1 pseudogene is annotated in these 398 nt (G+C 63.6%); it reads right to left on the reverse strand.

Annotation, left to right across the window (positions count from 1 at the left end):
• Window positions 1-187: 187 nt before the first annotated feature.
• Window positions 188-398 (reverse strand): annotated as a pseudogene (locus SNR22_RS29210) (hypothetical protein); the annotation flags it as partial.

The following is a 398-nucleotide window of genomic DNA, read 5'->3' on the forward strand; positions in this document are numbered from 1 at the left end:
CGTCCTGGGGGTCAAGGGGTCGTCGGTTCGAATCCGGCCGTCCCGACAAGGTGAAACAGCAGGTCAAAGGGCTGGTCCGAAACATCGGGCCGGCCTTTCTGGCTTCCTGGGGACCACGGCGGTCAAGTGCGTCGTCCCGTAGCGCTTCTTGACCGCTGGTCAAGGTACGGCGAGCTTGGAAGGTCTTCTAGAGTCCCGACGGCTGCTTGGACAGCCAGTCTTGGTGCTGCGCCTTTAGCGCGTCTCGCTGCTCTCGTGCCGCCAGGATGACATCGGCTCCGCCATCGTAGGGGTGGTACAGCCAGCGGAGATCGATCGGCGCGAGAATCACGTTTGCCAGCTCGTCGTCGGCGACAGCTCTCAACAGGATGTCCATCGCGCCAGCTCGCCAGGGGATC

Source organism: Micromonospora sp. RTGN7, assembly GCF_033804645.1.
In the GTDB taxonomy this organism is placed as follows: Bacteria; Actinomycetota; Actinomycetes; order Mycobacteriales; family Micromonosporaceae; genus Micromonospora.